This is a genomic window from Pelagibius sp., assembly GCF_965249265.1.
Taxonomy (GTDB): domain Bacteria; phylum Pseudomonadota; class Alphaproteobacteria; order Kiloniellales; family Kiloniellaceae; genus Pelagibius.
The window spans coordinates 1,150,173-1,171,920 of the sequence record NZ_OZ252224.1; the positions used below are offsets into that span (position 1 = coordinate 1,150,173).

25 protein-coding genes are annotated in these 21,748 nt (G+C 62.7%); 10 read left to right on the plus strand and 15 right to left on the minus strand.

The window, feature by feature from the left end:
- Nucleotides 1-193: 193 nt before the first annotated feature.
- The 8 genes from ACP146_RS05585 (at nucleotide 194) to ACP146_RS05620 (ending at nucleotide 7,416) form a co-directional block, all read left to right on the plus strand.
- A complete protein-coding gene (locus ACP146_RS05585; protein ID WP_422365780.1) occupies nucleotides 194-640 on the plus strand; it encodes a helix-turn-helix domain-containing protein in 447 nt (148 codons plus the stop codon).
- A gap of 203 nt (nucleotides 641-843) precedes the next feature.
- Nucleotides 844-1,614: a helix-turn-helix transcriptional regulator gene (locus ACP146_RS05590; protein ID WP_422365781.1), complete on the plus strand. Its 771-nt coding sequence runs from the start codon at nucleotides 844-846 to the stop codon at nucleotides 1,612-1,614.
- 169 nt (nucleotides 1,615-1,783) lie between these two features.
- The gene (locus tag ACP146_RS05595; protein WP_422365782.1) at nucleotides 1,784-2,404 is read left to right on the plus strand and encodes an acyl-homoserine-lactone synthase; all 621 of its coding nucleotides are present in this window, start codon (nucleotides 1,784-1,786) and stop codon (nucleotides 2,402-2,404) included.
- A gap of 41 nt (nucleotides 2,405-2,445) precedes the next feature.
- The gene (locus tag ACP146_RS05600) at nucleotides 2,446-2,697 is read left to right on the plus strand and encodes a hypothetical protein (protein ID WP_422365783.1); all 252 of its coding nucleotides are present in this window, start codon (nucleotides 2,446-2,448) and stop codon (nucleotides 2,695-2,697) included.
- A gap of 97 nt (nucleotides 2,698-2,794) precedes the next feature.
- A complete protein-coding gene (locus ACP146_RS05605; protein ID WP_422365784.1) occupies nucleotides 2,795-4,192 on the plus strand; it encodes a cytochrome P450 in 1,398 nt (465 codons plus the stop codon).
- 4 nt (nucleotides 4,193-4,196) lie between these two features.
- A complete protein-coding gene (locus ACP146_RS05610) occupies nucleotides 4,197-5,369 on the plus strand; it encodes an MFS transporter (RefSeq protein WP_422365785.1) in 1,173 nt (390 codons plus the stop codon).
- Between the two features lie 30 nt (nucleotides 5,370-5,399).
- On the plus strand, nucleotides 5,400-6,938 hold the full coding sequence (locus tag ACP146_RS05615) for a class I adenylate-forming enzyme family protein (RefSeq protein ID WP_422365786.1): 1,539 nt from the start codon (nucleotides 5,400-5,402) through the stop codon (nucleotides 6,936-6,938).
- A gap of 142 nt (nucleotides 6,939-7,080) precedes the next feature.
- On the plus strand, nucleotides 7,081-7,416 hold the full coding sequence (locus ACP146_RS05620; RefSeq protein ID WP_422365787.1) for a PilZ domain-containing protein: 336 nt from the start codon (nucleotides 7,081-7,083) through the stop codon (nucleotides 7,414-7,416).
- Nucleotides 7,417-7,473: 57 nt separating this feature from the next.
- On the opposite strand, the gene ACP146_RS05625 is transcribed toward ACP146_RS05620, so the two are convergent.
- The 6 genes from ACP146_RS05625 to cysG all read right to left on the minus strand — a co-directional run bounded on the left by ACP146_RS05625 (nucleotide 7,474) and on the right by cysG (nucleotide 13,659).
- Complete coding sequence (locus tag ACP146_RS05625) at nucleotides 7,474-8,271, minus strand: cell wall hydrolase (RefSeq protein ID WP_422365788.1); 798 nt, start codon at nucleotides 8,269-8,271, stop codon at nucleotides 7,474-7,476.
- 646 nt (nucleotides 8,272-8,917) lie between these two features.
- The gene (locus tag ACP146_RS05630) at nucleotides 8,918-9,655 is read right to left on the minus strand and encodes a phosphoadenylyl-sulfate reductase (protein WP_422365789.1); all 738 of its coding nucleotides are present in this window, start codon (nucleotides 9,653-9,655) and stop codon (nucleotides 8,918-8,920) included.
- A gap of 61 nt (nucleotides 9,656-9,716) precedes the next feature.
- Complete coding sequence (locus ACP146_RS05635) at nucleotides 9,717-10,250, minus strand: DUF934 domain-containing protein (protein WP_422365790.1); 534 nt, start codon at nucleotides 10,248-10,250, stop codon at nucleotides 9,717-9,719.
- Nucleotides 10,237-11,892, minus strand: a complete 1,656-nt coding sequence (locus ACP146_RS05640) for a nitrite/sulfite reductase (RefSeq protein ID WP_422365791.1) — start codon at nucleotides 11,890-11,892, stop codon at nucleotides 10,237-10,239. The genes ACP146_RS05635 and ACP146_RS05640 overlap by 14 nt, the downstream gene beginning before the upstream one ends.
- 28 nt (nucleotides 11,893-11,920) lie before the next feature.
- The gene (locus tag ACP146_RS05645) at nucleotides 11,921-12,220 is read right to left on the minus strand and encodes a DUF2849 domain-containing protein (protein WP_422365792.1); all 300 of its coding nucleotides are present in this window, start codon (nucleotides 12,218-12,220) and stop codon (nucleotides 11,921-11,923) included.
- A 14-nt stretch (nucleotides 12,221-12,234) separates the two neighbouring features.
- Nucleotides 12,235-13,659, minus strand: coding sequence for a siroheme synthase CysG (gene cysG / locus ACP146_RS05650; protein ID WP_422365793.1), 1,425 nt, complete (start codon nucleotides 13,657-13,659; stop codon nucleotides 12,235-12,237).
- A 311-nt stretch (nucleotides 13,660-13,970) separates the two neighbouring features.
- Between cysG and ACP146_RS05655 the strand changes: the two genes are divergently transcribed.
- Nucleotides 13,971-14,342 carry a hypothetical protein gene (locus ACP146_RS05655; RefSeq protein WP_422365794.1) on the plus strand — a complete coding sequence of 124 codons (372 nt, stop codon included), beginning with the start codon at nucleotides 13,971-13,973 and terminating at the stop codon, nucleotides 14,340-14,342.
- A gap of 26 nt (nucleotides 14,343-14,368) precedes the next feature.
- Here the strand turns inward: ACP146_RS05655 and ACP146_RS05660 are convergent, their stop codons facing one another.
- The 9 genes from ACP146_RS05660 to ACP146_RS05700 form a co-directional block, all read right to left on the minus strand.
- Nucleotides 14,369-14,926, minus strand: coding sequence for an AAA family ATPase (locus ACP146_RS05660; protein WP_422365795.1), 558 nt, complete (start codon nucleotides 14,924-14,926; stop codon nucleotides 14,369-14,371).
- A gap of 3 nt (nucleotides 14,927-14,929) precedes the next feature.
- Nucleotides 14,930-16,060, minus strand: a complete 1,131-nt coding sequence (gene queG, locus ACP146_RS05665; protein WP_422369621.1) for a tRNA epoxyqueuosine(34) reductase QueG — start codon at nucleotides 16,058-16,060, stop codon at nucleotides 14,930-14,932.
- Between the two features lie 9 nt (nucleotides 16,061-16,069).
- Entirely contained in the window at nucleotides 16,070-17,221 is a 1,152-nt protein-coding gene (tgt, locus tag ACP146_RS05670) for a tRNA guanosine(34) transglycosylase Tgt (RefSeq protein WP_422365796.1), read from the minus strand.
- Nucleotides 17,218-18,255 carry a tRNA preQ1(34) S-adenosylmethionine ribosyltransferase-isomerase QueA gene (gene queA, locus ACP146_RS05675; protein ID WP_422365797.1) on the minus strand — a complete coding sequence of 346 codons (1,038 nt, stop codon included), beginning with the start codon at nucleotides 18,253-18,255 and terminating at the stop codon, nucleotides 17,218-17,220. Before queA ends, tgt begins: the two co-directional genes overlap by 4 nt.
- Nucleotides 18,256-18,319: 64 nt before the next feature.
- Nucleotides 18,320-18,988 carry a hypothetical protein gene (locus ACP146_RS05680; protein WP_422365798.1) on the minus strand — a complete coding sequence of 223 codons (669 nt, stop codon included), beginning with the start codon at nucleotides 18,986-18,988 and terminating at the stop codon, nucleotides 18,320-18,322.
- Nucleotides 18,989-19,036: 48 nt separating this feature from the next.
- Complete coding sequence (locus tag ACP146_RS05685) at nucleotides 19,037-19,546, minus strand: hypothetical protein (RefSeq protein WP_422365799.1); 510 nt, start codon at nucleotides 19,544-19,546, stop codon at nucleotides 19,037-19,039.
- A gap of 98 nt (nucleotides 19,547-19,644) precedes the next feature.
- A complete protein-coding gene (locus tag ACP146_RS05690; protein ID WP_422365800.1) occupies nucleotides 19,645-20,208 on the minus strand; it encodes a thermonuclease family protein in 564 nt (187 codons plus the stop codon).
- Nucleotides 20,159-20,599: a helix-turn-helix domain-containing protein gene (locus ACP146_RS05695; RefSeq protein WP_422365801.1), complete on the minus strand. Its 441-nt coding sequence runs from the start codon at nucleotides 20,597-20,599 to the stop codon at nucleotides 20,159-20,161. Before ACP146_RS05695 ends, ACP146_RS05690 begins: the two co-directional genes overlap by 50 nt.
- Nucleotides 20,600-21,003: 404 nt before the next feature.
- Entirely contained in the window at nucleotides 21,004-21,399 is a 396-nt protein-coding gene (locus tag ACP146_RS05700; RefSeq protein ID WP_422365802.1) for an ArsR/SmtB family transcription factor, read from the minus strand.
- Between ACP146_RS05700 and ACP146_RS05705 the strand changes: the two genes are divergently transcribed.
- Nucleotides 21,307-21,729, plus strand: coding sequence for a sulfurtransferase TusA family protein (locus ACP146_RS05705; RefSeq protein WP_422365803.1), 423 nt, complete (start codon nucleotides 21,307-21,309; stop codon nucleotides 21,727-21,729). The genes ACP146_RS05700 and ACP146_RS05705 overlap by 93 nt on opposite strands.
- The last annotated feature ends 19 nt before the right edge of the window (nucleotides 21,730-21,748 follow it).

A 21,748-nucleotide genomic window follows, 5' to 3' on the forward strand; every position in this document is an offset into this window, starting at 1 on the left:
CGCAGAAGTATAAAATCGAATTGTTACTTAGCAAAATCAAATGGATGATCGAAGGTTGTCTATTGTTAATATATAAACGCGCTTTGGAACAATTTTTTACCATCATTGCGCGAGATTTTCCTTTGTTCTTTCCCTATAGCATCGAATATAATCAAGGCGGGGTCATGGAATCATTGCATAGTAAGGTGAAGTGATGCTTGCTCATCAGACCGTGGGGAAGGCTAGACAGGCGCATCCCGTCGACGTTCACGTCGGCGGGCGTGTGAGGCTTCGTCGGGTTTTCCTGGGTTATTCTCAGGAGAAACTCGCGAATGCGCTGGGGCTGACCTTTCAACAAATCCAAAAGTACGAACGGGGTGCCAACCGCATTTCCGCCAGCAAGCTCTATGAGCTGTCGCGGATACTGAGTGTGCCCGTTACATATTTCTTCGAAGGTGTGGAATCAGAAGGTGAAAATGTCGCCACGGGCCAGGATGCCGGTGCCGCAGGCGGCAGCAACATTCATTCTTCAGACCCCGACTTCACAAACCAGCGTGAAACGCTGCAGCTGATCAGTTCCTACTACAGGATTCCTGACTCCAAGGTGCGCGCCGAGGTATTGTCTCTGTTGAAGACGCTCGGCCGTTCGGCGGACAGCTGACGGAAAACGACGGATCTCAAGGAGGGCATGAAAGACCTGGTGAAAACGGCTGGGATTGCCATGTCGAAGTTGCGGGCCTTTAACAACCGCAAAGCCTTTTCTTTTGCCCTGCTTGAATTCTGCTGTATCGATGGCTTACCGGGGCCCGGCCGTGAGGTCGGGGCGTTGGCGCCGGCGCTTGTCGTTGTCAGAGACCGGCGGCGATGACGGCTGGCATCGCCGATCATATGGATGCACTCAGCCGTGCCCAAAGCATCGCTGAGATCGGCGCCAGTCTTCAGAACACCCTGAACCTTCTGGGCTTCGATACCTATTCATACGTCCACGTGCGGCCCCCTTTGGGTAAACGCATTCGCTCTTTCGTCCCTCAGGCGGCGCAGGACGGGCAGGTCGTGCACGAGTTCCTGGCCACCTTTCCCGATGACTGGGTCGAGCACTATCTTCTGCAGGGTTTCAGCGATTTCGATCCCACCTTTCAGAAGGCGATGGGCACAATTCTGCCTTTCGATTGGCGCGAGGTTTCCGCTCAGAACGATCTGAGCAGCGGCCAGCGCCGGGTTTTCGATGAAGCGCGGGACTTCGGCCTGACGACCGGGGCCACGATCCCGATTCACGGGCCGGAAAGTGGCCTTTCCACCCTGAACGTCTCCTCGAGCGGCAGCCAGCAGCAGTTCGAAGAGAGCTATCAGGTTGCCCGGCAGGATCTCCTTTGGGTCGCGGTCCAGACCCATGAGGCCTTCCTGCGTCTCTCCGAGGACGCCCCGGAGGAAGCCCGGGTCCGCCTGACCGATCGGGAGCGCGATTGCCTGCTCTGGACCGCCCGGGGCAAAACCGCCTGGGAAGTCGGCCAGATTCTCAAAATCTCGGAAGAGACGGTGCTGTTTCACCTCAAAAACGGCACCCGCAAGCTGGGTGTCTTCTCCAAGCATCACGCCGTCGTCAAAGCGGTCATGCAAGGCCACATAATCCCCTAAAAATTTGATTTAATTCGATTTTAAAGCCGCCGCCGGTAAGCAGAGCGGCTCTGCTGGTCTGTGTCCCGTCCGGCGTTGCGGCCGCGCGCCCCCCCATTTCTGGGGGGATGCTCCCCTCACATCTTTGCGATCCAATTACCCCCGGATCAGACAAGCGGGGGAAGTGGCGATGATCGATGTTGTTACACCTGATCTCTATGCAGCCTATGCGGGAGAACTAAGGCAGATGTTTCAACAAAGATTTCGCGTCTTCAAACAAAGGCTCGGGTGGTCTGTTCCGGTCGAAAACGGCGAGGAGCGTGACAGCTTTGATGACCTCTACCCGATCTATCTTCTCGCCAAGGACGAAGACGACACCTTGCTGGGAAGTTGGCGTTTCCTGCCGACCACCGGCCCCTACATGCTGCGTGACGTCTTTCCGCAGCTGCTCCAGGGTGCCAACGCCCCCTACCATCCCCTGGTCTGGGAAGGCAGCCGTTTCGCGGTCGAGGCGCGCGGGATGCGCGTCGGCGCCAGCAGCGAACTGCTCTGTGCCGTGACAGAGACCTGCCTGGCCATGGGAATCCGCGAACTCATCACCGTCTACGACGCCCGCATGGCGCGGCTGCTACCGCGTCTTGGCTGCCCGCCGAAGCGCCAGACACGGGCGGTCAGCCTCGGCAAGGATGTTGCCTATGCCGGCTGGTTCGACATGAACCACGCGACCCTGGCCAACCTGCGTTCGGTTGCCGGCATCAAAGGATCGATCATCCGCAACGCCTTCTTCCTGGACCAGCAGGCCGTCGCCTGAGTTCAAATCAAACGAACCAGTCATTCCTCAAGGAGCATGTCATGACCAAACCGACCGAACTGAAGCTTTGTGATCCGCTGCAAGATGCAGAAGCGATCAAGCGCTGCCTGGAATATCTGCGCATCGAGGCGAAACGCACCGGGCTCTCCTTTGCCGCTCATCTGATCGGCGTAGCCGCGGAAGCAGTCTCCGACTCCATCGCTTTGACGGAAAAGTCGGTCGCTCAGGTTGAGCGAAACGATGCGGCCCGTGTGAGGCCGGTTTCCGGCGTCTCGATGTCACGCCGCCACTAGAAACCGGCACCCCTTGCCGGGGCTTAGAGTCTAGCAGCGCGGAGAAACGTTTCACGGCGCCCGGCAGTCGGGTCGCCGAACAGACGAGGGTGGGAAAATGAGCTTGGTGTTTGACCAGATTGCGGGACCTCTTCACGGAACCCAGGACGCGGCGCCCGCGAAGCTGAAAGGTCTACCGCTGGTCGGATTACTGCCGGAGCTGCGGCGGGATCCTCTGCGTTTCTTCACCCGGGTCGCCCGCGATCACGGTGGCGCGGTCGAACTGCACTTCGGACCTGACCGTGTCTTGATGCTGAACGATCCGGCGATGGTGCGTCACGTTCTCCAGGACAATCGCCTGAATTACGAGAAGAGCAAGTTCTACGACATGATGCGCCCGGTGCTGGGCGAGGGCATCTTCCTCGCCGAGGGCGACGAGTGGCTGAGCCAGCGCAAGACTGCGACGCGCAGCTTTCAGGGATGCCAGCTTCGCCGCATGACCCGGGACATGCAAGACGCCGTTGACGACATGTTGGGGCGTTGGCAGGTCAATGTCGCGCAGCAAAAGCCGCTCGACATGGTGCCGGAGATGATGCGACTCACCCTCGACATACTCCTGCGCACGCTTTTCAGCGTCCGCCTGGAGGGCGAGCACGAGGCGGTGTTTTCGGCCATGACCCGGGTGTTGCGCGATGCCGAGCGCCGTATCTGGTCGCCTTTCGGGCTGCCGCGCTGGCTGCCGACGGCGAACAACCGGGCGGTCCGCCGTGCCCTTCGGACCCTGGATGACTTTGTCTACGGGCTCATTGAACGGCGGCGTAGCGAAGCCGCCGCCCGGTCGGATGATGAGGACGCGGGCGACCTTCTCGATCTGTTGATGGCCAATCAGAACGGCCGTTCGGACAAGCAACTACGCGACCAGATTCTCTCGATGATCCTGGCCGGGCACGAAACCACGGCCAATGCCCTTGCCTGGTGCTGGTACATGCTGTCACTGCATCCGGAATCGCTGCGTCGGGTGCGCGGCGAAGCCCAGACGGTCTTGGGGGGGCGGGGCGCAGACTTTGCCGATCTTGCCGGCTTGACTTACACGCGTTGTGTTTTTGACGAGGTTTTGAGGCTCTACCCGCCGCTCTGGACTTTCTCGCGTGTCGCCGTGGCCGATGATCAAATCGGCGACCTGAAGGTCGAGGCCGGTACCAACGTGATGTTGAACATGTTCGCCGTGCATCGCCGTCCGGCCTTGTGGGAAAATCCGGAAGGCTTCGATCCATCGCGCTTTGATCCGGAGACCGGCGATCCGCGCCGCCGCTTCGCGTACTTCCCGTTCAGCGACGGGCCGCGCACCTGTTTGGGCGAGCGCTTTGCCGTGCTCGAGTCCATGATCGCCATCTCTGCGGTGGTCCAGCGCTTCGACCTTCAGCTTGTCCCGGGGCAGGATGTGAAGCCGGAGCCGATGATTACGCTGCGCCCCAGTGGCCTGATGATGCAGCCTGTGGCCGTCGCGAAAGCCTGAGGCCATGCCGGCACCCATAGTCATCACCCTGGTCTATCTGATCGGTCTGGGGATCGTCTATCCGGCCTTGCCGTTTCAGGCCCTGGATCTGGGCGCCAGTCCTCTGCAGGTTTCTTTGATTCTGGTCACCGACACGGCCGTGGTGCTGGTCCTTTCGACCTTTATGGGACGCCTCAGCGACAAGATAGGGCGCCGCAGTGTGACCTGTCTGGCCCTGGCGACTGCCCCCGTGGCCTATCTGATGATGGCCTATGCCGATTCCCTGGCCTGGCTCTTTGCCGCCCGGGCGCTTGCCGGGGTCAGCAACGCGGCGATACCGGTCATCCAGGCGTTGATGGCCGACTGCACCTGCGACAAGAGCCGCGTCCGTGGCATGGCAAATGTGAACTCGGCCTTCGCAATTGCCTTTATCATCGGTCCGATACTGGGGCGCGAATGGCTTTTGGGACCCGGCGGCGACGATTACCGCAGCGGCGCCCTGGGCGGTGCGGCCTTTGCCGTCATGGCTCTGGTGTTGGCGGTCTTTCTGCTGCGCGAGATCAGGCTGCCGACGGTTGGGGAACGGCTTCCAACGCCCGGTAAGGGGCGGGGCTTGGGCGCATTAATCCTGTCGCCACTCTGCCTTGGTCCCATCGCCGTCATGGCGGTCCTGGCCTTTGCCTATGCCGCCATGGAGACGACGCTCGGCCTGTGGTCGTCGCGGATGCTTTCCTGGCGCGCCTCCGATGTCGCGCTCGGTTTCATGTTTGCCGGTATGGCGGCGCTCTTCAGTCTTTGGGTGCTGATCCCGTTCTTGTGCAGACGGCTGGGGGAAGAACCGGTCGCGGCGGGCGCCGCGCTGGCGATGGGCCTGGGCATGTCGCTCTTTGTACTCTGGCCCAGCGATGGTGTCATAGCCGTCGCCCTGATGCTCTTGGGCGGCGGCATCGCCACCAGCCTCTCCTGCCTTCAGGCGTTGCTGTCCAAAGCGGCCCCCGCCTCGATCCAGGGCACGGCCCTCGGCCTTAATCATGCGATCCTGAGCGTGGCAAGGATCCTCGGCCCGGTTTGGGGCGGCTTTGCCCTGGGCAGCCTCGGCAGCGGCTGGCCCTATGTCTCCGGCGCAGCCTTGGCATTGCTCGCCTTGCTGCTCATGGCCTGGATTTACCGACCCCGCCCGGCGCCCTCCGAGGGCTGAAGTCTTCCCGAAATCTGACGGAGATTGGTGATGTTGAATGTCGCTTTCTATCTGGATGCCACCGCCGTACGCACGCCGACGGCAACGGCCGTGGTTTATGAAGGCCGGCGTTTCAGCTATGCCGAGATTCTTCATCAGGCCAACCAGGTGGCCAACGGCCTTCGGGCGCAAGGTTTCGGGCCCGGCAGCCGTATTGCCCTGGCCTGCAGCAATCGGCCGGGCTTTCTGGCCGCCTATTACGGCATCCTGAAAATCGGTGGCGTCGTCGTCGCTTTGAGCACGACGCTGCGGGAGCGCGACATTCTCTTTCAGTTGAACGATTCCGCCGCCGAGGCGCTGCTGACTTTCGAAGGTCGCGGCGACAATGCCTTTGCGGAGCAGGCGCTGCCGGCGGCGGAGAAGGCGGACCTTTGCCGGAAGGTTTGGATGGTCCCTAGCGATCTGGGTATGACCGCCGGTCTTTCCGGCTGGCCGGCGCTTGGCGATTTGATGACAGGGCAGTCCGGTTCCTTCCGGACCTACGGCTACGGCGCCGATGAAACGGCGGTGCTGCTTTATACCTCGGGCTCCACGGGCCGTCCCAAGGGGGTGGAACTGACGCAAGGCAATCTGACCGCCATGGTGGTGATCAACCAGCCGCTGGCGGCGCGTGAAGCCACGGCTGTGCGTCTGATTTCGACGCCGCTGTTTCACATCATGGGTCAGGTCTGCGGCCTGAACCTGGCGGTGCTCAACGGCGAGGTCATGGTCCTGGTAGAGGGTTTCGACCCCGCCTTGATCTGGCATCTGATCACCGAAGAAGCCGTGACCTACTTCGTCCACATGCCGATCTACTATCAGTATCTGATGGAGCGGGCGGACGGGGTCGATACCAGGGCCGTCCGCCGTTCCCTGCAGCTCTGTGCGACCGGCGGCGCCCCTTTGCAGGCGGGCCTGACAGATGCTTTCAAAGATCGTTTCGGTTTGGGCCTGACACCGGGCTACGGCCTGACCGAGGTTTCATCGATCGTGGCCTGGGGTGGGTGCGGCGGCACGCCGCGGCCGACGACCGCCGGGCGCATCGTGCCGGGCGTCGAAGTGAAGTTGCTGGACGACAAGGGTAAGGAGGCCGCCTGTGGCGACCAGGGCGAAATCCTGGTGCGCAGCCCCGGTGTCATGAAGCGCTACCTGAACATGCCGGCGGAAACGCGGCGCCGTCTGCAGGGCGGCTGGCTGCGCAGCGGCGATATCGGCCGCTTTGACGAGTTTGGTCGTCTTGATGTTCTGGGCCGCGTTGACGACAAGATCCTGCGCGGCGAGGAACACATTTATCCCGCCGAAGTGGAGGCGGTTCTTAAAGGCCATCCCGCCGTCAGCGAGGCGGCTGTCATTGCCGTTCCCGATGATTATCTGGGTCAGGAAGCAAAGACCTTTGTGGTTCTGAAAGCCGGGCGGTCCGTGGCGGAGCGGGAGTTGCTCGGCTGGCTGTCGCGGACGCTGCCCGACGGCAAGTGTCCCGGGCTCATCCAGTTTCAGAGCGCGTTGCCCCAGACCTCGACCGGCAAGATCGCCCGGCATCTGCTGAGCTAGGTTTGCACAATGGCCTGCGGCTGGAATGCGGTGCTAACGAATTCTATACGAAAAGCTGGCTAGCCTGCCGACGCCAGAGCGGTCCATCAAACTCGGACCTGCTCTAAGGGAATCAGTCGCGAGGACCGATGTGAACCGCAGGATGACGGTGAAAGGGAAAGAGCGCCGCCGGGATCGCCGGCGCCACCTGAATCTTTCAGGCAGGATTCAGGGACAGGATGTCTTTGTCGTCGACATTTCGATCACCGGGTTCGGCGCGGTCGCCGACGCCACAAACGCGGCAAAACTTCATCTGCCCGAAGGCCACCACACGCGACTGGAGATCTTGCTCGACGACGGGCGGCACCTTGAGATGGATGTCGAAATCAAGCGCGCCGTAACGAATGACGGCCTTTTCGGTGGCCGCTTCATCAGCCTTCCCGACAAGTACTTCCGCATCATCGAGGCTTTGATGCTGGGGCGCGAGCACCGCACTTGACTGCGTATCTCTTTTAGGAAACCAGTTGGCTGCTGGCGATGGAACCCGCCGCCTGTGTCAGTCGCTCTGCGCAACCTGGGTCGGCGCCGGCTCCGGCTTGCGCGAATAAAAGATGTGGCGGCCGATCTTGGGTCCCCGCAGGAACGCCTTGCGCCAGAACGGCTTCACGTAGTCGGCATGATACCACAGCGCGCCGCCGGAATTGTCCTTGGCACGGCCCCAGTAAACCTGGCTGGCGAGGTGCATGCTCTCGCTCCAGGACTGCTCGTCCGTCACCAAGTCTTCCTTGCCGTCGCAGTACCAGGAGAATTGGCACTTGTGCAGCACCTCGTCGGTGCCGTCGCGGACGACGCCGCAGACCGATTCGGGGAAGTAGCGGGAGGCGACGCGGTTCATCACCACGTGGGCAACGGCGAGCTTGCCGGCATCCGGCTCGCTGCGTGCTTCGAAGTAGATGTTCTGGGCCAAGCAGGTCAGCTCTTCGCGCAGCTTGCCCGGATTGGGCGTGAAAGCGCTGGCGATCTGTTCTTCCAGATCAAGCTGGTTGATGCCGACCTGGCGGATATAGAAGTGATCGGGATCGATGTCCTTCACGTCGACGGGGATGAAGCTTTGAGCCGTCACCCGCGTCCAGGTGCTGTCCACCCGGTCGTCGGTCGCGACGTGGGCCAGGGCACCGGCGGCGATCACACAAGCCAGGGGGGCGGAGAGGGCAGACACGAACGCGCTGGTCGAGAGCTCTCGACCGCCCAGTCCCATCTTCGCCCTGGCCGTCACCAAGCCGCGGCGCGCACGCGCGAGCCAACGCTTCTGGTGAGGCCGCCTGAGGGCCAGTTTGTCCGCAATCCGGTTCATCAATCGTCCTAAACCCTGTGAACTCTTCGCAGCTGCTGCGCCCTTATCGGGGCTGGTGTGGACACTGCCGTGTCGCTGTTCTGTCGGGTCTTCTAAAGCCCTGGTTCAGCGTTAACACTCCAGCTCAGGCTTTAGCTGCTGGTAAAGGTTTACACAATCTTAATAGTGCATATCAAGAATTTTCGTTGAAAGTTTTAGATAAATTCGCACTAATTTCGCGGCAAATTAACTATTAATCCCGCATATCTTCAAAAAGAACTTGGCTTATTCGGGAAACAAAATTGCTTTTGATGGATGAATATTTGTGGATAACTGATTTTCGCGAATAAGTTACTTAACACATGCAGTTGAAAGTCGAGATATTTCCAAGAATTAACCAGGCGATTACCTCATTTTTCGCCATCGCAAAAAAGGATTCAGTCGATTGTCTACTGGGGTGGGAAGCGTTGAGTCTTTCCCCTGAGGGGCCTCTCGGCGAATCAATACTGAAGGCATCGCGGCGCGATGACCAAGGGTCATGGACGGCCGGCCAAAAAGCCAAGCTGTGTCATCGGAGGGGCAGAGCCCTCCCATCCCTGATTTGGTTAACGGTTATGGTTAAGTCAAGGGGGTGCAAAGCCGCTTAATCAGGCCGCACCGGCTGGTGCTACCAAGGCGCCTGGTGGATGCCGCACTCGGTCTTTTCCCGGCCTTGCCAGCGTCCGCTGCGAGCTCCTTCTCCGTCGCCCCCCTTGAAAGTGCAGGGCGCACAGCCGATTGAGGCGTATCCCGCGGCCTCCAGGGGGTGCGGTGGCAGGCGTCGCTCGGCGAAGGTGGTGCTGATCTGTTGCGGGTCCCAGGCGGCCAGAGGGTTCACCTTGATGCGACCGCCGGAGGCCTCGAAAACCTGGATTTGGCCGCGCAGGCCGCCCTGGAAGCGTTTGCGGCCATTGACCCAGGCGCTGAAACCGCTCAGCGCCCGTTCCAGCGGCAGCACCTTGCGCAGCCGACAGCAGAGATCGGGGTTGCGTTTCCAGAGAGTGCCGTCGGCATCGGCCCAGGCCAGATCCTCCGCTGCGGGCGCTACCGAGCGCACATCGGTCAGCCCGAGGTGCGCGATGAGGTTGTCACGGTAAGCCAGGGTTTCCGGGAAGTGCTTGCCGGTTTCCAGGAAGACGACCGGTATCGCGCGGTCGACCTGGGCGACGAGATCCAAAAGCACGGCGGATTCGGTTCCGAAAGACGACACCACGGCGATGCGGCCGGGAAAGATGTCATTCACCGCGGCGGCGAGAATGTCCCGGCTGTTATAGCTTCCGTAGCGCAAGGCCAGCAGGCGCGCACGCTCGCGTTGCCGGAGGGCCAAGTCCTGATTGTGAGCCTGATTGGCTGCCGGGCGGACCACCAAATCCGATCTGCTCTTCCTTGAGGCCAGCATCGGCAGGGTCCCCACTCCAGTGAACGAGCTATTCTGCGGCTACGGCGCGCGAGCGGCCGAAGGCGCCGCCCAGCACGCCGCTGGGTCTGCGTCCGTCTCCGGTCGGCTGGTACCAGACGCTCATCTCGGCAATCGCCTCGCGCCAGGCTTCGGCGCTGTCTTCGCCGGCGACTTCAAAGCTGTCGAAGCCGCAACGCAGCATGAAGAACAACTGATCGCGCAGCACGTTGCCCACGGCTCTCAGCTCACCCTGAAAGCCGTGGCGCTCCCGCAACAGTCGGGCATAGGAATAGGCGCGGCCGTCGGAGAACTTGGGGAAGTCCAGAGCAATCAGGTCGAAGTGTTCGAGGTCGGCGACGATCTCCGCCGGCGGCTGGTCGCTGCGCAGGCGCAGGCCCAGGCGGCCGTTGCGCTTCAGCAGGGCATCGCGGTCGCTTTGCCACTGTTCCAGACTGACGATCAGATCGACATCCAGGGCTGCGCCGCCGTCATCGTCGTTGGCGCTCTCCGGCAGGTTCGACCAGGTGTCTTCGATGATTTGACCGTTCTTAAGCAGCGGCATAGAGCTTCTCCTTGAAGGGGGCGATGCCGATGCGGGCATAGGTGTCATTGAACTTTTCGTCTTCCTGACGCCGGTCGAGATAGGTCGCGACGATGCTGTCGATGGCATCGACCACGTCGTCATAGGAGAAAGCCGGGCCGACGATCTTGCCGACGGCGGCGTTTTCATCGGCACTGCCGCCCAGGGTGATCTGATAGAACTCCTCACCCTTCTTATCCACGCCCAGAATGCCGATGTGGCCGACGTGATGATGGCCACAGGCGTTGATGCAGCCGGAGATCTTGATCTTCAGGTCGCCGATCTCGTGCTGGCGGTTGAGATCGCTGAAGCGCTGGGAGATGCGCTGGGCAACGGGGATTGAGCGGGCATTGGCCAGATTGCAATAGTCCAGGCCCGGGCAGGCGATCATGTCGGTCAGCAGGCCGATGTTCGGCGTCGCCAGTTCATGCTTGACCAGCTTGTCCCAAACGGCCGGCAGGTCGCTCAGCTTCACATGCGGCAGCACCAGGTTCTGTTCGTGGCTGATGAGGATCTCATCGAAGCTGTAGATCTCGGCCAGTTCTGCCACCACTTCCATCTGCTCTGCCGTGGCGTCGCCGGGGGCGCCGCCTTCCGGCTTCAATGAAATGCTGGCGATGGCATAGCCGTCGGCCTTGTGGGCGGAGACGTTGCTGCGCACCCAGCGGGCGAAGTCGCGGTCTTCGAAACGGCGGGCTTCGAAGGCCGGGTTGACGGCCGGCAGGGTCTCGAAAGCCGGCGGCGCGAAATAGGTTTCGATTCGCTCGATTTCCTCGGCCGGCAGGGTGAGGGCGCCGTTCTTCAAGGCGTCCCATTCCTCTTCGACCAGACGGGTGAAGACCTCGGCGCCGGTCTGCTGCACCAGGATCTTGATGCGTGCCTTGTAAAGGTTGTCGCGGCGGCCGAGCTGGTTGTAGACCCGCAGGATGGCTTCCAGGTAACTCAGCAGATGGGCCTTGGGCAGGAACTTGCGAATTGTCACGCCGATCACCGGGGTGCGTCCCTGACCGCCGCCGACGATCACCTCGAAGCCGACTTCACCGGCCTCGTTGCGTCGGATCTGCAGGCCGATGTCGTGGAAGCGCACGGCGGCGCGGTCGTTGGGCGCGCCTGTCACCGCGATCTTGAACTTGCGCGGCAGGAAGGAAAACTCCGGATGCAGGCTGGACCACTGGCGGATGATCTCGGCATAGATGCGCGGATCTTCTATCTCATCGGCGCTGGCGCCGGCGAAGTGATCCGCGGTCACGTTGCGGATGCAGTTGCCGCTGGTCTGGATGGCGTGCATCTCGACCTCGGCCAGTTCGGCAAGAAGGTCGGGCACCTCGGCGAGCTTTGGCCAGTTGTACTGGATGTTCTGGCGCGTGGTGAAATGCCCATAGCCGCGGTCGTAGTCCCGGGCGATTCTGGCCAGGCGGCGCATCTGCTTTGACGACAGGGTGCCGTAGGGCACCGCGACCCGCAGCATATAGGCGTGGAGCTGCAGATAGAGGCCGTTCATCAGGCGCAGCGGCTTGAACTCGTCCTCGCTCAGCTCAGCGGCAAGGCGGCGTTCCACCTGCCCGCGGAATTGCGCGACACGCTGCTGCACAAAGGCGTGGTCGAATTCGTCGTAACGATACATGGCTTGTTCCTCTTCGCCGCCGCCAGCTTCAGGCGACCAGCGGGACGTTGCGGTAATCGGCGCGCACGGTCGGGCCTGCGGCGCGAATGTTTTCGCGGGTGGAAAGGGGCTGCAGGATGCCGTCGACCTCGATCAGCTCGATCAGATAGGGCGCCACGACCTTGCGGGCGGCGACGTCGGCCTCCGCACGCTGCAGCAGGTCCTGCTGGACGGTTTCATCTTCGCTAGCGCAGGCCTGGTTCAGCCAGTTGGACCAGAGGCCGCTCTCGGTCAGATAGACCACATCGCCTTCGCGCAGCCGGTTGGCGGTAACGGCTTTAAGGGGCATCTTCGTTCTCTCCTCTAAACCGCGACGGCCTGGGGCAGAACCGCCAGCTCGCGAGTCAGCGCCGCGCCTTCCGTGGCCAGCGCCCTTGCCGCGACCTCGCCGATGATGATCAGGGCAGGGCCGGCGATTCCCTCGCGCTGCAAGCGGTCGTTTAGTTCGTGCAGGCGCCCGGTGACGACCCGCTGGTCGCTGCGGGTTCCGTTCTCGATGACGGCGACCGGCGTGCTGGCCGCGAGGCCGTGTTCGATCAGCCGCTGCGCCACGATTTCCGCGGTCGAGACGCCCATATAGACGGCCAGGGTCTGCTTGCCGCTGGCCAGGCTCGCCCAGTCGAGATCGGGCTCGCCGTCGCGGGCATGACCGGTCAGGAAAGTGACCGCCAGGGCGGTGCCGCGGAGGGTGAGGGGAATGCCTGCCGCTGCGGCACAGCCGGCGGCGGCTGTTACACCGGGCACCACCTCAACGGCGACGCCGCGGCTCTCCAGATAATCCATCTCCTCGCCGCCGCGTCCGAAGATGAAGGGATCGCCGCCCTTCAGGCGGACCACCCGCTTGCCGGCCAGCGCATGCTCGGCCATCAGCGCGTTGATCTCGTCCTGGCTCTTGCTGTGGTTTGCCTTTGCCTTGCCGACATAGATGCGCTCGGCATCGCGGCGGGCATAGTCGATGATCTCGGGACCGACCAGTTTGTCGTAGAGAATGACATCGGCTTCCTGCAGGCGGCGCATGGCCTTGAAGGTCAGCAAATCCGGATCGCCGGGCCCTGCGCCGACGATGGCGACGGAACCGGGTTCGCGGTCCTGGGCGGCGCGGCCATTGATCAGGCCGAGCATCGCCTCGCGGGCGGCGGTTTCCCGGCCGGCCAGAACCTCGTCGGCCACCGGTCCGCTGAAGAAACGCTCCCAGAAGCGGCGCCGCGCGGCGCCCTCGGTAATGGTCGCGCCGACAGCGGAGCGGAAGGACCCGGCAAAACGGGTGAGGTCGCCCAGGCGTGCCGGCAGCAGCGCTTCGATCTTGGCGCGCAACTGGCGCGTCAGGATCGGCGCGTCGCCACCGCTTGAAATACCGATCACCAGCGGGTTGCGGTCAATGATCGCGGGGGTGATGAAACTGCAGAGATCGGGGCGGTCGACCACGTTGATGGCGACCCCGGCGGCCTGAGCCGCCGCCGCGACGTCTTCATCGACCTCGGCCTTGCCGCTGGCGGCAATCGCCAGGGCGCGGCCCTGCACGTCGGCGGCCATGAAGGGGCGGCACATCCACTCAACCCGGCGGTCGTCGGCCAACTCGGCCATTTCCGCGCTCAGCCTGGGGGCCACCAGAGTGACCCTGGCGTCGGCTTTCAGAAGCAGGCGCAGCTTGCGCAGGGCGAGTTCTCCACCGCCGACCAGCAGGCTGGTTCGGCTGGAGAGGTCAAGGAATGCCGGGAAGTATCGCATGATCCGCTTTCTTGCTGTTCCCTGCCGCGATCCGAGGGTATTTCAGAGGCGGCTGAATTCGTATGTTTGTCAATGGCTTGCTGACCCTCTCCGATCAGCTCTGCGGTTTCCGGAGCTGCCCGGAAATCCATTTCACAATAAAAGTAGGGTGATAGAATTCAATTGTCCAAGAGAAAATGTATAAATATCAATATATACACTAAAAATAGTGTTTAATAAGATTTGATCCGCTTCCGGGATGACAGGAAGCCTGCGGCTGCGTATCAATGCGGCAATGATCTTTCGGCGGCTATCTTTTGGGGGAGTTTCCTATGCTGCGCGGTCCGCTGATCGGCCCTTTGGCCGGTGTTTTCCTGCTTCTCGGACTGGCGGCCTGCTCGACGGCACCGTTTCCGGTGGATGGTTCCGATGTGGCGGCTGCTGAAGCGGAGTCGCAGAAAGCCAATCTCTTGCCGAGATTGCAGCCCTATGCATTCGGTCTTTGTTACAACCCGGCCTTTGACGAGGATCAGCAAATAGCTGAAGAGGCGGCCTATGAATGCGACGGTGGCCGGCTGGAGCGAAAGGACGAGGACTTCTTCTGGAACGGCTGCTCGATCAGCCAGCCTCACCGCGTGAGCTTCGTCTGCTTTCCGCCGGACAAGGCCAAGCGCCGCCCCTCAGCCGAACCTCAACCGCAGTAGGCGAGATTTCCAGGCGCCCCCTAGGGTCAGTCTCTCAGTTTGTGATCGCGTAGCGCGGCGAGACATTCGGCAAGCTGCGCATCGCGGCTTTGCTCTCCCTCCAGGCGAAGCACCGGACAGGGCAGCTTCTCCAACCAACGCTCGTGTTTCTCGCGGCTGCGTCCAATCGGCGGGCCGCTTTCATAGAGCGAGGCCCATTCCATGAAGGCGTTATGGATCTCGTGCTGTTCGCCGCCGGGGGCAAGGCGGTCGCCGCCGAAGCGCGCAAGCTCCCGCGCCTTCAGTCGGGCGAGGCGTACCGGGGTCGGAACCGAGAGAAAGATGACCAGATCGAACTGCGGCGTGAGCGATGAGCCCCAGCCGCCCACTGAGCCCGAGAGAACCCAGTTCGCCGCCTGGACGAGGGCTTTGTTCATCAGGCGCAATCGTTCCGCCGCCGGCCGTGCCTCAGAGAACGGCGGCTCGCTCGGCAGCCAGTAGAAGTCGTCGGTGTCCAGATGGGTGATCTGCAACTGCCTTGCAAGCGCCTTGCCCAGGGTCGTCGTTCCTGACCCGGAAGCACCGGTTATGTGCAGCCGCAGCACGTCTTAGGCTCCTGACCCGGACCATTCGTCAAGGACCGCAGGGTCGTTTTCCCGGGCGCCGTGTTGTTGGCGCAAAGCATCGACGGAGCCCTCGTCGAGAAGTTGCCCAAGGGCCCAGACCGCCATGGCGCGAACCAGAGGCGAGGGGTCGCTAAGCTTGACCTCGATAGCCGGAACTGCGGCAGCATCGCCGGCGTTGCCTAGGGCGATCAGAACGTTGCGGACGAAGCGGTCGCGCCCGATGCGCTTGATGGGGGAGCCGGCGAAGACCTTACGAAAGCTGCTGTCGTCGAGTTCGAGCAGGTCGGTCAGGCGCGGCGCCGTCAGCTCCGCGCGCGGCAGGAAGGCGGCTTCGGTTGTCGGTTGTGCGAACTTGTTCCAGGGGCAGACGGCCAGACAGTCATCGCAGCCATAGATGCGGTTGCCCATGGGCTTGCGGAACTCCCGGGCGATGTGGCCTTTGTGTTCGATGGTGAGATAGGAAATGCAGCGCGTCGCATCCAGCCGATAGGGTGCGGGAAAGGCGTCGGTCGGGCAGACATCCAGACAGTTGCGGCAGCTTCCGCAGTGATCCTCTTCGCTTTCGTCAGGCTCCAGCGTCAGCGTCGTATAGACTTCGCCCAGGAACAGCCAGGAGCCGAGATCGCGCGATACCAGATTGCTGTGTTTGCCCTGCCAGCCGAGGCCCCCGGCCTGGGCCAGGTGCTTTTCCATCACCGGCGCGGTATCGACGAAGACCTTTACCTCGGCTTCCAGATCCTGATGAATCCAGCGCGCCAGGGCTTTCAGGCGTTTTTTCATCAGGTCGTGGTAGTCGGCATTGCGGGCGTAGACAGAGATCGCCGCGCGGCTCGGCTGCTCCAAAAGGGCCAGAGGGTCTTCCCGCGGTCCGTAGTTCTGGCCCAGCACGATGACGCTGCGCGCCTCCGGCCAGAGCACCTTGGGGTCGCCGCGCCGGTCGGCATTGCGGGCGAGCCAGTCCATCTCGCCGTGGTAGCCGGCTTCGAGAAAGGCCATCAGCGCTTCGCGGGCTGCCGGCAGAACCTCAGGCCGGGCAAAGCCCACCGCGTCGAAGCCGAGCGAGAGGGCCTTGGCGCGAATGGCGGCCTTCGCCGTCTGGTCCCCTGATGTGATCACGCGCGGCTAGAGGGGCGCGATGTCCCCTCCCGTCTGCTGTTGGGCAAAGTCTGCAACGAAGTGATCAAGCCGTCGATCCTCGATCGCCTGGCGCAAGCCAGCCATGAGTTCCTGATAGTAGTGGAGATTGTGCCGGGTCAGCAGGATCGGGCCAAGCATCTCCTTGGCTTTGAAGAGGTGGTGCAGATAGGCGCGGCTATAATCGGCGCAGGTGGGGCAGGGGCAGTCCGGGTCCAGCGGCCGCGGATCGTCCTGGTGGCGGGCATTGCGGATGTTGACGCTGCCGCGCCGCGTAAAGGCCTGTCCGGTCCGCCCGGATCGCGTCGGCAGTACGCAGTCGAACATGTCGATGCCGCGCTGCACGGCGCCCACGATATCGGCGGGCTTGCCGACCCCCATCAGGTAGCGCGGCTGCGCCTGGGGCAGATGGGGCACTGTGGCGTCGAGGACGTCGAACATTGCCGCCTGCCCCTCGCCGACGGCGAGACCGCCGACCGCATAGCCGTCGAAACCGATCTCGATCAGAGCTTCGGCGGAGGCGCGGCGCAGATTCGGATAAATGCCTCCCTGCACGATGCCGAAGAGGCCGTAGCCCGGCCGTCGTGTGAACGCGCTTCGGCATCGCGCCGCCCAGCGCATGGAGCGCTCCATCGAATCCTTCGCTTCGGTCTCGGTCGCCGGAAAGGGGGTGCATTCATCCAGCACCATGGTGATGTTGGAATCCAGCAGTTCCTGGATTTCCACGGCGCGTTCCGGTGTCAGGTTGTGGCGCTCGCCGTCGAGGTGGGAGCGGAAGGTGACGCCCTCTTCGGTGATCTTGCGCAGCTCCTGCAGCGACATCACCTGGTAACCGCCGGAGTCGGTCAGGATCGGGCCCGGCCAGTTCATGAAGCGGTGCAGGCCGCCGAGCCGCGCGACACGCTCCGCCCCCGGACGCAGCATCAGGTGATAGGTATTGCCGAGGATGATCTCGGCGCCGCTGGCCCGGACCTGTTCGCTGGTCAGGCCTTTCACCGTGCCCGCGGTGCCCACGGTCATAAAGGCCGGTGTCTTCACCGGGCCATGGGCGGTGGCGATGAGGCCGCGCCGCGCCGCGCCGTCTTCTGCAAGCAGCGTGAAATCCAGGCCGGTTTTGGCGGTCGCCGCAGCCTCGTTCATTGCGCCGACTCCGGTTCCAGCAGGCAGGCATCGCCGTAGGAATAGAAACGATACTGTTCCGCAACGGCGTGGGCATAGGCCGCCTCCATACGGGCTTTTCCGGCGAAGGCACAGACCAGCATGAAGAGTGTCGAGCGGGGCAGGTGAAAATTCGTCATCAGCAGATCGACGGCCTTGAAGCGGTATCCCGGCAGAATGAAGAGGTTGGTCTCCCCGACAAAGGGCGTCATGTGCCCCGTTTCATCGGCCACGCTTTCCAGCAGCCGCATGGCGGTGGTGCCGACCGCGATAATGCGCCGGCCGGCAGCGCGGGCGGCATTGATCTTGGCCGCCGCCTCGGCGGGCATCTCTCCGGCCTCGCTGTGCATCTGGTGGCCGCTGACGTCTTCTGTCTTCACCGGCAGGAAGGTGCCGGCGCCGACATGCAGGGTGACCGTCACCCTTTCGATCCCCGCCGCATCAAGCTTTGCCAGCAGCGCTTCGGTAAAATGCAGACCGGCGGTGGGCGCCGCCACGGCACCGCTCTGACGGGCGAAGACGGTCTGATAGTCATCGCGGTCACGGGGGTCGCCCTTGCGATCCCGGTTGATGTAAGGGGGCAGCGGCATCACGCCGTGCCGGTCGAGCGCGGCCAGCAGGTCCCCGCCGCCGGCCGCGAAAGCCAGGGTGACTTCGCCGCCTTCACCCTTGTCTTCGACCGTGGCGGAGAAGCCTTCGGCAAAGTCGATACGGTCGCCCGCGTGCAGCTTGCGGGCCGGCCGGGCGAAGGCTTTCCACCTCAATCCGTTGACCACCTTGTGCAGAGTCACCTCGATGCCGGTTGTTCCACGCTTGCCGGTCAGACGCGCGGGAATCACCTTGGTGTCATTGGTGACCAGCAGATCGCCGGGCTGAAGCAGCGCCGGCAAATCGGCGATCCGCCGGTCTGCCAAGCCTTGGCCGACATGCAGCAGCCGTGCCGCTTCACGGGGCTCCATCGGGCGCTGGGCGATCAACTCGCGCGGCAGATCAAAATCGAAATCGTCGGTGCGCATGGCAGGCTCGGCCTTGGGTGATCAGGAGTGGGCGATCAGTAGGGGACGGTCGGCGGATGTCCTATCACCCGCCCGGGCCGAGGCCAAGGGTGGCGACCGATCCATCCGTTGCCCGCCGGTCATGACGCAGGCCGATGGAGATACGGGGCTCCGAAAAACGGTCGACGAAGTGGAAAGGGCGGTCGTTCAGGCCGAAAAGTCCGGGCCCCCGCATCAGGACGAGCCAACCCGGCGGGGCGGGTACGGTTCTGGCATCGGCCCCGCTGCGGTCCCGGCAGACGGCAAATCGGCAGGTCCCGCTGAGGGTGATCACCGAAATCAGGCCGCGATAGGCTAGGTGGTCGCGGTGCGGCGTGATGCCGCCGGATCCCTTGGGGTAGCGCTGGACGATCAGGTCGTTGATGCAGAACCGCTCAGGCAATGGATGAGGAGACAGCAACGCCAGGGCGGCCTGAAGATCGCTCTGAAGGTGCCCGGCGCAGGCGGCCAGCGGGCCGTCCCAGGAGACTGCGCAGCTTACTTCACAGTCCTGCATTACGCGTTTTTCACCTTCGCCGATGACCGGCGTCGCGGGGCGATAGGCAAAGGTCCCGGTTTCCTCGATCAGCTCCCGAAGGGTGTTTTGGCTGAGTAGCGGCAGGGAGACTGCGTCTTCCTCCGCCAGGCGGGCGATGGCCTCCGCCAAGGCGGCAGGGCCGCTTTCAAAGCCGGGCCGTTCGGGGGGCGGGACCATTGGTTTTGCTCTGCCGTCTTTGTCGCGTTTCTTGGCTGACCGGGCCTTTTACGGCGCCGGGGCCGGCTTGTCGGGACTGGTCGCCGCTTTCCCGGCGGCGGTCTCAAGCGGCGGCCGAAGATAGAGGCTGTCGGCCACAGTCGGCAGCAATGGCGGTGCGGCGGGGCCGCCGTTGGGCCCGAAGGGCAGGGGGACCGGGTTGTGTGCGATAGCCTCACCCTTGCCTTCGGCGAAGTCTGCGGCGCGAAAGGTCAGCAGGCCCTTGCTGTTGATCACGTAAACCAGTTCATCCGACGGCTGTGCGGCCGCGGTGGGGGCGGCGGTGCCCGGTATTGCCAGCGTCGTCGCCGCGCCGGTGGATCCGAAGGTGCGGGCATAGATGTCGCTGTGGGGGGAGGCTGCGCCGCTGGCATAGGGCGAGCCCTCGGCGGAGGCGGCATAGGTCGGCGAGGAGTAGCCCTGGGCCTGTGCTGATGCGGTCGCCGGCAGAAAGATCTGGCCGGCAAGCCCCAGGAAGCCGAACAAAGCTGCCCGGCAAAGGTATTGTGCTGGAAACACCCGTTCGGACCCCCAATCAGCCGCTGCGGTTGCGCCACACCACAGCTTTAGCGGGTTCCGGTGTGCGCCGTCCAGCAGTGAATACCTGCGGGGTCTTGTCAGTTGTCCGCCTCTCCCGGCAGGCGTTGGCCTTGACGCCAGTCCCAGGGAGTAACGAAGCTGCCCTTCCAAAGCCCATGCTGGCGCTCTTCCGCCTGCTGTTGCAAAGTTGCAAAGGGACTCCCGGCGTTGGCTGGAGGGATCAAGGCCCAGCCGGTATAGATCATGCCTTCGGAGAGGTCATAACCGCCGGCGCTGCAGCGGGCCTTTTGGTCGGAGAGCCTTCGACAGACCACGTCCACGCCGGCGGTCAAGTCCATCAAAGCCGCCTGGGCAAGACTGCCGCAAGGGTAGTCCCGTTCCTTTCTGCGGCAGCGCTGATCAAGTTCGGGCGCATCGATCCCGGGCAGATCGAAAACTCTTCCGGCCACTTCCAGACTGTCGCCGTCGATGATCCGCGCCGGACCGCGCAGGTCAGCGGCCTGGTCGGCCATAGCCTGGAACGAAAGCGATGTCAGGACAAAGGTCGCCGCAAGGCCTGCTTTGCCAAAGGCCGTTGCGGAAGAGGGGGCGCTAGCACTCTGCCCCGAGATCTCTTTCACCGACCATTTTGACCAAGGCATAGATCTGCCGCCGGACGCTGGCGTCCTCTATCCTGCTGAAGGCACGAACCATGCGCAGCGTATCACGCTGGCTCAGCAGCTCGGGAACACGATCCGGTGACTCGCCCGCGCCTTCGCCCTCGGGCGTCACGGAACGGCCGGTCTGCGCCAGGTCCTGAAAGAAGTACTGCACCGGAACCTGCAGCACCTGGGAAAGCCGGAACAGGCGGCTGGCAACGATGCGGTTGGTGCCGCGTTCGTACTTTTGGATCTGCTGGAAAGTAATGCCAAGGGATTGGGCTACGGTGTTTTGGCTCAGCCCCATGGCCAAGCGTCGCAGCCGCAGGCGGGAGCCTATTGAGACATCGACGGGGTCGGGTTTGGATTCAGTAATGCTATTGATCTCAGACACGCTAGATTTTCTCTCATAATTATCGGCCCCGCGGCGATGGGTGGTTAAGCGGCAATCCGCCGAAAGATGAAGGCGCAGACTTACTGCGCTTTGTTTCCCGCGATCAAGTGAACGAATTGTTCAGGACAGCCTATGCATTTATTCAGGCTGGGATCTTTGCCGTATTAGCTAAAAATCCCGTCGCAAAAGCGCGCCGGCTTTTGACGAGGGTGCTCAATTGACGCGGTTTTTCTGGCAAAAGGACCAAGGTTCTAGCAGGAAGCGTGCTGCGGCTACTTGCGCTTAACTTGGTTAACGAAAAAGGGCTACTCAGAGTGAGCCGCTGCCCTCTGAGAGGATAAAGGACTTCTGTCTTGTTGGATTCAGGCTCCAGTGCCCGGCTCGCTGCCGGGCCGCCCCGCCTGTCAGGTGCTGGACCTGCCCAGAGCGGCCCCTTCGGTCGCCACATCGGCACCGCCGGATCTCTCGCTGGCTGCGTCCTGCTGAACGGCCGGTCTGGACTCCGGAGCGTTGACGAAGAGGTCGCTTAAAGCCGCAAGCATCTTACCGACCTCCGGGCTTGAGACCGAATAAAGCACTGTCTGCGCATTGCGGCGGGTTTTGACGAGATTGTCGCGGCGCAGTTTCGCCAGATGCTGGGACAGAGCGGATTGACTGAGCCCCACAAGCCGGCAAAGTTCTGTAACCGAGTGCTCGCGCTCCGACAGATGGCAGAGGATCACGAGACGTCGTTCATTGCCCATCGCTTTGAGCAAGCGGCTCGCACGACCGGCGGTCAGGAGAAGAGGTCCGTATGGCATATTAGAGAAAATTGTTCGACGAAATCATGGGTCAAGGCTTCGGATGAACTTTTTTTGCCCCTTGTTTACCAACAATTCAGTGTGAAATTAATGAGCAGCGAAACCCCCAACACTTTCCTTGATGCCAGCGGCCTGCGCTGTCCTCTACCGGTGCTTCGGGCCCGCAAGGCAATGAAGACGGTGGCGCCCGGCGCGGTCCTGGAAGTGGTCGCGACGGACCCCTCCGCGGTGGCGGATTTTCAATCTTTTTGTCAGACCACCGGGGATCAGCTGCTGTCCTGGGATGAGGCCGAGGGCCGCTTTACCTTTCTGATCCGCAAAGCCGGGTGATCCCTCCCGGGCCCGCGCC

Bases quoted from the DNA above. Each gene is read 5' to 3' on its own strand.
- ACP146_RS05680 (WP_422365798.1), bottom strand. From the start codon at position 18,988: ATGGTCCCGCCCCCCGAACGGCCCGGCTTTGAAAGCGGCCCTGCCGCC.
- ACP146_RS05600 (WP_422365783.1), top strand. From the start codon at position 2,446: ATGACCAAACCGACCGAACTGAAGCTTTGTGATCCGCTGCAAGATGCA.
- ACP146_RS05640 (WP_422365791.1), bottom strand. From the start codon at position 11,892: ATGTATCGTTACGACGAATTCGACCACGCCTTTGTGCAGCAGCGTGTC.
- ACP146_RS05605 (WP_422365784.1), top strand. From the start codon at position 2,795: ATGAGCTTGGTGTTTGACCAGATTGCGGGACCTCTTCACGGAACCCAG.
- cysG (WP_422365793.1), bottom strand. From the start codon at position 13,659: ATGCGATACTTCCCGGCATTCCTTGACCTCTCCAGCCGAACCAGCCTG.
- ACP146_RS05645 (WP_422365792.1), bottom strand. From the start codon at position 12,220: ATGCCCCTTAAAGCCGTTACCGCCAACCGGCTGCGCGAAGGCGATGTG.
- queA (WP_422365797.1), bottom strand. From the start codon at position 18,255: ATGCGCACCGACGATTTCGATTTTGATCTGCCGCGCGAGTTGATCGCC.
- ACP146_RS05585 (WP_422365780.1), top strand. From the start codon at position 194: ATGCTTGCTCATCAGACCGTGGGGAAGGCTAGACAGGCGCATCCCGTC.
- ACP146_RS05625 (WP_422365788.1), bottom strand. From the start codon at position 8,271: ATGAACCGGATTGCGGACAAACTGGCCCTCAGGCGGCCTCACCAGAAG.
- ACP146_RS05615 (WP_422365786.1), top strand. From the start codon at position 5,400: ATGTTGAATGTCGCTTTCTATCTGGATGCCACCGCCGTACGCACGCCG.
- ACP146_RS05655 (WP_422365794.1), top strand. From the start codon at position 13,971: ATGCTGCGCGGTCCGCTGATCGGCCCTTTGGCCGGTGTTTTCCTGCTT.
- ACP146_RS05690 (WP_422365800.1), bottom strand. From the start codon at position 20,208: ATGCCTTGGTCAAAATGGTCGGTGAAAGAGATCTCGGGGCAGAGTGCT.
- tgt (WP_422365796.1), bottom strand. From the start codon at position 17,221: ATGAACGAGGCTGCGGCGACCGCCAAAACCGGCCTGGATTTCACGCTG.
- ACP146_RS05700 (WP_422365802.1), bottom strand. From the start codon at position 21,399: ATGCCATACGGACCTCTTCTCCTGACCGCCGGTCGTGCGAGCCGCTTG.
- ACP146_RS05590 (WP_422365781.1), top strand. From the start codon at position 844: ATGACGGCTGGCATCGCCGATCATATGGATGCACTCAGCCGTGCCCAA.
- ACP146_RS05635 (WP_422365790.1), bottom strand. From the start codon at position 10,250: ATGCCGCTGCTTAAGAACGGTCAAATCATCGAAGACACCTGGTCGAAC.
- ACP146_RS05705 (WP_422365803.1), top strand. From the start codon at position 21,307: ATGGCAGAGGATCACGAGACGTCGTTCATTGCCCATCGCTTTGAGCAA.
- ACP146_RS05595 (WP_422365782.1), top strand. From the start codon at position 1,784: ATGATCGATGTTGTTACACCTGATCTCTATGCAGCCTATGCGGGAGAA.
- ACP146_RS05610 (WP_422365785.1), top strand. From the start codon at position 4,197: ATGCCGGCACCCATAGTCATCACCCTGGTCTATCTGATCGGTCTGGGG.
- ACP146_RS05620 (WP_422365787.1), top strand. From the start codon at position 7,081: ATGACGGTGAAAGGGAAAGAGCGCCGCCGGGATCGCCGGCGCCACCTG.